Annotated in this window: 6 protein-coding genes; 2 read left to right on the top strand and 4 right to left on the bottom strand. The window is 66.7% G+C overall.

Features of this window, described 5'->3' with window-relative positions:
• Positions 1-650, bottom strand: a 650-nt coding sequence (locus AC1DHX_RS20190; RefSeq protein ID WP_476900419.1) for an ABC transporter substrate-binding protein, incomplete at its 3' end; no start/stop codon positions are given.
• Positions 651-900: 250 nt separating this feature from the next.
• Here AC1DHX_RS20190 and AC1DHX_RS20185 point away from each other — a divergent pair.
• Both AC1DHX_RS20185 and AC1DHX_RS20180 read left to right on the top strand, forming a co-directional pair.
• Positions 901-1,746: an IclR family transcriptional regulator gene (locus AC1DHX_RS20185; RefSeq protein ID WP_476849539.1), complete on the top strand. Its 846-nt coding sequence runs from the start codon at positions 901-903 to the stop codon at positions 1,744-1,746.
• A gap of 196 nt (positions 1,747-1,942) precedes the next feature.
• Positions 1,943-2,239, top strand: coding sequence for a hypothetical protein (locus tag AC1DHX_RS20180; RefSeq protein ID WP_476849538.1), 297 nt, complete (start codon positions 1,943-1,945; stop codon positions 2,237-2,239).
• 24 nt (positions 2,240-2,263) lie between these two features.
• Here AC1DHX_RS20180 and AC1DHX_RS20175 read toward each other — a convergent pair whose 3' ends face one another.
• The 3 genes from AC1DHX_RS20175 to AC1DHX_RS20165 all read right to left on the bottom strand — a co-directional run.
• Positions 2,264-3,271 carry a hypothetical protein gene (locus tag AC1DHX_RS20175; protein WP_476858663.1) on the bottom strand — a complete coding sequence of 336 codons (1,008 nt, stop codon included), beginning with the start codon at positions 3,269-3,271 and terminating at the stop codon, positions 2,264-2,266.
• A gap of 99 nt (positions 3,272-3,370) precedes the next feature.
• Positions 3,371-3,823, bottom strand: a complete 453-nt coding sequence (locus tag AC1DHX_RS20170) for a universal stress protein (protein ID WP_476849536.1) — start codon at positions 3,821-3,823, stop codon at positions 3,371-3,373.
• Positions 3,824-3,922: 99 nt separating this feature from the next.
• Positions 3,923-5,132, bottom strand: a 1,210-nt coding sequence (locus tag AC1DHX_RS20165) for a helix-turn-helix transcriptional regulator (RefSeq protein ID WP_476900418.1), incomplete at its 5' end; no start/stop codon positions are given.

The following is a 5,132-nucleotide window of genomic DNA, read 5'->3' as shown; positions in this document are numbered from 1 at the left end:
ACGTACTTGTTGCCCTTGACCGTGGTTCCGGAGTCCAGCGTGTACGGACCGGAGCCGTCCGGCTTGGCGGCCAGGCTTGCCGTGTCCGCGGCCCCCGCCTTGCCAACGATCATGCCGAGGGTGGAGGTCAGGTTCTTCTCGAAGCCCGGCTGCGCCTTGGCGAACTTCAGCGACACCTGGGTGGGGCTGATGACGTCCACGGATGTCAGTTCCTGGGCGCCGCCCTTGGCGATGGCTGAGTACGCCGAAAGGGCGGGATCCGTGCGGCGGTCAAAGTTGGCCTTCACCAGTGCCGCGTCCAGCGTGGACCCGTCCGTGAACGTCACGCCCTGCTTGAGCGTCAGGGTCAGCACCGTGTTATCGGCGTTGTAGCTGAAACCGGTGGCCAGCCCCGGCCCCACGGAGCCGTCCGCCTTCAGGGTCATGAGGTTCTCGTAGAGGCCTTCGAAGAACTGACGCTGCGCGTCRGAGACCCGCAGCGGGTCGAATCCGAAGGACGCGCTGTCACTCTCGACGCCGATTGTCAGGGTGGTCTTATCCACGGTGGATGCCGCCTGGCCGGAGCCGCCGCAGGCGGTCACGGAGCTGAGCATCAGGACGCCGGCCAGAACGGCCGCGCTCCGTCGGGCGGTGGGGTTCAGAAGTTTCATGTAGTGCGCCTTCGCATTCGTTCCAAAACAACGGGGGTTTTCGGCATCTGGTGGTGGTCGGGACTGGAGCGGACCGGCCGGACGGTGGCCGTCCGGCACCGGTGCGTTCCGGGCCCTTCCGCCAGATGCGGTCGGGTGGACCGGCTCCATCAAGAGTCGTAGGCGGACGCAATGACGTCACACGAGAATTTCATTGGTTGGAACACTATTGTGGTGAACGTCACTGGCGACGAAGAAGGAACGATGACGAATGACAGCACCCGCGGATACGCATTCCCCCGCTGAAAACCCGCCCGCCGCGCGCGGCAAGCGGCCCAAGCAGGGCGAACCGGTGATCGACCGGGCCCTGAGCCTCCTCGCTGTCTTCACGGACCGCCGCCGGGCGCTGACCCTGTCAGAGATGGCCCGTTATGCGCAGATGCCCGCCCCGACGGCGTTGCGCCTCATTGCCCGGCTGGTCGCCTGGGGCGCTCTGGAACGGCTCGACGACGGACGCTACGTTGTGGGCGTCCGGCTGTGGGAAATAGCGTCCCTCTCCCCGAGGGGCCACGGGATCCGCGAAATCGCGTTGCCCTACCTTGAGGACCTCTTCGAGGTGACRCGCCATCACGTGTTGCTGGCCGTGCGGGATAAGGACCAGGCCGTCCTGATCGAACGGCTTTCCTCCAAGCAGGCCACGGAAGTCGCCTACCGGGTGGGCGGCCGGCTCCCCCTGCGCTCCACGGCCGTCGGCCTGGTCCTGATGGCCGGCGCGGACGCGGCATTCCAGGAAAAGATACTCAAGGAACCCGCGGAAACTGAACCGGGCGTGGCTCCCATGCCGGAAGGCCAGCTGCGGCGCACCCTGTCCGACGTCCACCGGACGGGGATAGCCATGATCCGCCGGTCCGCGCCGTCGCTGACTGTTTCCGTGGCGGCGCCCGTCTTTGATGCCCAGGGCACAGTGGTGGCCGCACTGTCGATCGTTGTACCGGACGGGACCACCCCGCCCAATGTCCTGGCTCCGGCGGTGATGGCCACCGCGAGGGCAGTCTCACGAAACCTTGGCTACCGGACTGCCCTGGCCGAGGACGTCCGGACCCTGTCGGACGGCTGACCGCGGAGCTGCCCACCGCCGGCCCTTCCAACCAGTGGAAAGGCCGGCGCGGCGTCGGGATGAAGGGTCATAATGTTGAACCTGCGGGGCGCCCGGCTCCCCGGACCGCCGCCTGCTTCCGCGAGCCCTTGACACGCCCGGTGGCGGCGTCTAGGACTGGCCTTGTCCAGTCCAATCCACCAGCCTAGGAGTTGTTATGGCCACCACGCCCTACGGAATCGTGCACTTCTTTCCGGGAGGCACCAAGGAACAATACGAGGCGTCGCTTGCAGCCGTCCATCCAGGCGCGGGGCTCCTGCCCGAGGGGCAGATCTTCCACGCCGGCGGGGCATCCGAGGGGGGCTGGACGGTCTTGGCAGTCCACGAATCGAAAGAAAGCTGGGAAAAATTCCGGGACACGATCCTCCTGCCCCGGATGCAGGCGGGTATTGAGGGCGGCTTCGCCGCTCCGCCCGACGAGACGGTGATCGACCTCTACAAGGTTCTGCCCTAGCAGCACGTAACCCACACAGCCACTTCAATCGCGCCCGTACCAGTCGAGTACGCGCAACGCACGAAGGGTGTTCCACCGGCTGGACCGGCCGTCACCGGCATCAACCGGGAAATGGACGATCCCGGGATGCGTGTTTTCGAGCAGCCAGGTCCCGTCCGGCTGTTCCTTTGACCGGAGCACCTCCACGGCTTCGGCCAGGCGCGGGTCCGGGGGCTCTCCGGTCGAACGGAAGTACTCCAGGGCACGGAGCACGTCGTAGTGCCAGCGGGTCGGAAAGGAGAACGTCAGCCAAGCCGGGTCTATGACCGCGCCGGTGCTCTTGCGTCGGAACAGGCCCCGCTCCAGCAGATACTCCTCGCCCCGGCGCCGCGCGTCCACGGACTGCGCCGAGCCGCCCGTGACCCGTTCGTGGGCCAGGAGGCCCTCGAGGACGTTGATCGTCGTGGCGGCCGAGGACACCACGGCGCCGGACTCCGCCCAACAGTTCCACCCGCCGTCGTCCAGTTGCCCGCTGACAAGCCGGGAGACGACGCCGTCGACGTCCTGATCGAAGTACGAGCCGAGCGCCACTGTCATTCCGTTGATGCACGGCTCCACCTCGCCTTGGAAATACGGCTGGCCGCCCTCCTCCCAGCGGCAGTTGTCCCTGACCAGCGCTATGGTCTGGCGCATCTGCTCACTTCGCGGGTCGATCCCGAAGTCACGCAGCAGGAGCAAGCTGTACGTTGTGGCGGTCCAGGGCTGGGGGACGCGGTCCCAACCTGTGTCACCGCCGGCATCATCCGCACCGCCGCCCTCGGGACCGCCGTCGGGGCGGCCTCCGTCGGGGCGGTCGCCCTGGGCGGGGAAATATGCGCCATGCGCCCATTGGCCGTCCTCGTCCCGCAATGCCAGCAGGCGGCCACCCCAGCCTTCGGTCGCTACCCGCGCGCGCTCTGCGGTAACGACCTCGGGCGCGGCGTTGCTGAGATCCTGCAACACCTGCCATCGAAGGGAAGGATCTGAATCCATCAGCCAGTCCAGGACGGTCATACGCCGATGGTAGCGCTCCCGGCTCGCTGGCATCGGGTGCGCACCGTCGAGTGGGCACGCGGCATCGCCCCGGACGTCCGTGGCCAGCGGGCCGGACGCTCAGGAAGCCTTCGGCCGGATCACCAGGACAGGGCACGGGGAGTGGCTGGCCACCTGGGCGGAGACCGATCCGATGTGCAGCCCGGCGAAACCGCCGTGGCCGCGGGAGCCGACGATCACCAGGTCGGCTTCCCGTGCGGCCTCAAGTATTGCCGACGCCGCTGAGTCGTTTTTGATGGACCGGGTCACGACATTGACACCCACTGCGGATTTCGCCGCCTCGGCGCCCAGCGCTTCAGCCTGCTGCTCCGGGGAGTCCTCCGCCACGATTTCGCCTGCCGCGGTTTCCAGCATCGCCGGATACCACGCCATTGGCGCCTTGTTCCAGACAGTCAGGACCCGGAGCTCCGCACTGCGGTACCGGGCCTCTTCAACACCCCACGCCAGGGCCTCGTGGGATTGCTTCGAGCCGTCAAATCCGATCACGATCACAAAGGGATCAACTTTTTTCATGGTTCCAGACTTTCACTGCCGGTTTGCGGCGCCTAGGGGCCTCTGACCCAATCCGGGTCCGGTGCCTCGCCGCGAAGCCCATCAAGGCCGCCGCGGGGTTCAGACGATGCCACGCTTGGCGGCCGTCTTGAGCGCGTCGCGCCTGCTTACCGCCCCGAGCTTGCGGTAAATGGACCGTTCGTGGGTCTTGACCGTGTTCACGGAAATGTACAACGCCTCGGCAATTTCAGCAGCGGTCATGATCGAGCGCATGTAGGAAAGGACTTCGCGTTCGCGCTCGGTCAGGTTCCAGTAGGACTGTGCCCGAAGGCGGGTCTCACCCTGTGCCTCGCGTGCCATCAGCGCTGCGATGAACGACTCGTGCGCGGTGCCCCACACAGCGTGCTCCACGAGCAGATCCGCCAATTCCTCTCTCCGTTCGGCGAAAGGACGCAAGACGGTTTCAGGCTCGGCACGAAGGACAGCATGTTCAATCCGCTCGTGTGCCGCCGCGGCATCTCCGGCTCCATGGGCCATGATCGCCTCGGTCAGGCTCAGGCAGGTGTCGATATATGAGCTGCCGCGGCGTTCGGCCAGTGATTCGGCACAGCGTTGCGAAGCGGCGGTGTCACCTTCGCGGCGCAGCAACTCCGCCAGCAGCGTATCCGCCAATGCGCCGTGCCCCCCGGCCCCGAGTGGTTGGACGGTCCGCAAAGCTCCGTCCCGGTCGCCCCTGGCTTCGGCAATTTTCGCCACCGCGATGGTCTCCAGGGCATTCCATGACACGGCGTACCGTCCCCGCCCGTGAAAGGACTCCAGCGCCGCACCGGAGTCGGCCAGGCGGACCAGGTCGCCGGCGGCGCAATCAACCAGGACCCGATAGATGGCGCTGAGCGGACCGGTCGGGAACAGCTCGCTGCCCAATCGCTGCGCTTTGGTAAGACAGGTCCGCGCAGCCTTCAGATCATCATTCCAGTAGCACGCGATGCCACGGGCCAGCCAGGCCGGAGCCATCCGCTGCCGCGAATTCCAACACAGCGCCTCTCCCCGGTCCAACGCCGCCGTGCCAAGTTCGTCGGCGCTCACGAGGTCACCGGCGATAGCGTGAGCCAACGCGAGCTCGGCCTGGGCGCAGATTTCCACGGCCTCCAGCTGTTCAGGGTTGCCTGTGGCCGCCGTTGCCTGGAGCAGCGCCGTGCCAAGTTCGCCGGTGCGGTGCAGCCGGAACTCTGCCTGGGCCAGCAGGAAGAGTCCTGTCGAGAAGGAGCTGGAGCGGCCATCTCCTGAAATGTCCGTCGTCGACCGGCTGTCGTCCGTCTCGGTGTGCGGG

The sequence above is a fragment of the Arthrobacter sp. 05N33_2 genome (assembly GCF_056397425.1).
Note: the sequence above shows the minus strand (reverse complement) of the source record. Positions and strands in the feature narration are given on the sequence as shown.